The 2,296-nt window shown below is 75.2% G+C and carries 3 protein-coding genes and 1 pseudogene; 3 read left to right on the top strand and 1 reads right to left on the bottom strand.

Annotation, left to right across the window (positions count from 1 at the left end; all coding sequences use genetic code 11):
• Positions 1-488, bottom strand: a pseudogene (locus ACFU6K_RS37180) (hypothetical protein); the annotation flags it as partial.
• Positions 489-614: 126 nt separating this feature from the next.
• On the opposite strand from ACFU6K_RS37180, the gene ACFU6K_RS37175 reads away from it, so the two are divergent.
• From ACFU6K_RS37175 to ACFU6K_RS37165, 3 genes are all read left to right on the top strand, one after another.
• Positions 615-845: a hypothetical protein gene (locus ACFU6K_RS37175; protein ID WP_380670801.1), complete on the top strand. Its 231-nt coding sequence runs from the start codon at positions 615-617 to the stop codon at positions 843-845.
• 130 nt (positions 846-975) lie between these two features.
• Positions 976-1,545: a hypothetical protein gene (locus tag ACFU6K_RS37170; RefSeq protein ID WP_380670799.1), complete on the top strand. Its 570-nt coding sequence runs from the start codon at positions 976-978 to the stop codon at positions 1,543-1,545.
• Positions 1,546-1,912: 367 nt separating this feature from the next.
• A complete protein-coding gene (locus tag ACFU6K_RS37165; protein ID WP_380670797.1) occupies positions 1,913-2,260 on the top strand; it encodes a peptidoglycan-binding protein in 348 nt (115 codons plus the stop codon).
• Positions 2,261-2,296 lie beyond the last annotated feature (36 nt).

Raw genomic sequence — 2,296 nt, 5'->3', positions numbered from 1 at the left:
GCGCCCGACGGGCCACGGGCCGGCGTGCTGGTGTGCGGGCTGTGCCCCGGCTTGGGGCGCGCGCTCGCCGAGGTGTGCTGGGCGTCGGGCGTCGCGCCGCCCCCGGCACCGGGCGCGGCCGTCGCCGTGCCCGGCCCGGTCACCGGGACCGCCGCACCCGGGGTGGGCGGCGGCAGCGGGGACGGCGCCGGCGTGACCGGCGACGGGGAGACCGGCAGCAGCCGCGCCGCCGCCGAGTCCGAGGCGGTGGGTGAGGCGTCCGGCAGCGCCGCCACGCTGAGCTCGTCACCCGACCCGGGCCCGCACATCGCCAGGACGGAGGCCAGTACGGCGCCCGTGCCGACCATCGCGGCCGTCCAGGCCTTGCGGGACAGGCGCCTCGGCGGTGTGGCGGTGGACCACGGCGGTAGCGGATCCGTCGGAACCGGCGGCGGCTGCCATGCGTTCTGCGGCCACTGCCACTGCCCTCCGGTGGGCTGCCCAGTCATGTGCTCGTCCTTCCAGCGGCCCCCCTAGAACCTTGCTGTGCTCAACGAGCGCGCCGACGCCGGGACATGACCCGGAAGAGGGGTCTGGACGGGCGTTGATTGCCACCGCGCCACATGCTGGGGGGCATGGAGACCAACAGCACGTCCACCCCCCTGGTCGAGGTGGCCGAGTTCCGCACCGACAGCCGTTACCGCCTCGTCCGCTTCGAGGGCCACGGCTGGGAGCCGCTCGCACCGGAGGAGTTCGAGCCGCGCGTCCACCAGCTCTTCCCCGACCTCGACCCGCGCGACCCCCAACGGGTCCACTGGGCCGACCGCCCCTGGGAATGGCCCACCTGGCACCCCGGCGAGGCCTGAACGCGGTCTGACGAGGGCCGAACGCGCTCTGCCGGGCCCTGAACGCGGTCTGACGGGCCCGAACCGGTTTGACGAGGCCTGAACGGCTCGGCGCGGGAGCAGCGCCCCGCGACTTCGTTACGCTGAGCGGGTGAGTGTGGATCACTTCTGGCGCCGCCTGCCGGGTCAGGCCGTGGAGACCTGCTCGCCGGAGGAACTCGGCGAACTCGTGCCCCGCGACCGCGATCTCCGGTACGACCGGCTGGCCGCCGCCGGGCTCGCCCTCGGCGTGCGGCGCACCGCCGTCCTGATGGAACTCGCGCTCACCGAGAACGGGCTGCACCCCGACCCGGCCGCCCGACTGCCCGTCTACGGCGGCGGACGGCACGAACCGGACGGGGCGCTGCCGGGCGGCGCCATGCCGGTGCTGCGCCCGGAACAGGTCGTGGCGGCCGCCGCCTTCCTGCGCGGCTCGGCGCTCGGTGAACTCGTCCGCCAGCAGAACAGCGTGCTCGCCCGTACGGCCGCGCACCTCGGGTACCCGACGCCCTGGTCCGAGACCTGGGCGGCGCTCGTCGTCCACGACCTGCGCGAGCTGCGGGACTTCTTCGCGAGCGCGGCCGCCGCCGGGGACGCGGTGGTCGTCCGGGAGGCCGAGGCGACGGGCCGGCCGGGCACGGCGTCGCGGCGGGGCAACTCGCCGTCCAGCACGGGGGCGTGAGCGCCGGCCCCGTCCCCTACGGGCGAACTGATCTGGGCCCGTGGCCATTTCGGTCGGTACCGGCTCGACGGGCCCGGCGGCCGGTTCGTCGGCGGCGACCACACCCTCGATCCTCCGGGGCCACGGCAGGCGGCATTCGCGCCGTGTGCGGAGGAAGCCCCGATTGTCCGTGATTCGGGCGAGGCCGAAGGGCGGCGACACCGCCCCGGGGCCGTCGGCACGATGGCTGTGCCGGGCCGGGGGAACACCGGCCGGAGACCGCGGGGGATGGTCTCCGGCCGGTCCCGCACCGTACCGGACCGGCGTCCTGCCGGGTGCCGCCACCGTGCACCCGCCTTCCCGACGACCCCTGAAAGGGGACAGCCCCATGAAGAGGATCACCGCCGCCCTCGGCGTCGCCGCACTCGCGCTCTCCATCGGCGTCGCCGCCGCGCCCGCCGCCTCCGCGCAGGCGTCCGTGCGGTGCAACTACACCAGCAGCGAGCCGTTCCTGTCCTACGGCGACAACTCGACGGCCGTCAAGCAGCTCCAGTGCGAGCTCTACAACTCGCTGAAGGACAGCTACCTGACCCGCGACGGCATCTTCGGCGGCGGCACGCTGAGCGACGTGAAGAAGTTCCAGGGCTGTGTCGGCCTCCCGAAGGACGGCCTGGTCGGCCCCAAGACCTGGGCGCAGCTCGACAAGTGGACCGCGCGCTCCGGCTTCGCCTGCTGACGCCCGGTCGACCGAGGCCCGGCCCCGCCCGCACCG

The sequence above is a fragment of the Kitasatospora sp. NPDC057512 genome (assembly GCF_042802135.1).
GTDB lineage: Bacteria > Actinomycetota > Actinomycetes > Streptomycetales > Streptomycetaceae > Kitasatospora.
The sequence above is the reverse complement of the archived record's forward strand: the minus strand, read 5'-3'. Positions and strand labels throughout refer to the sequence as shown.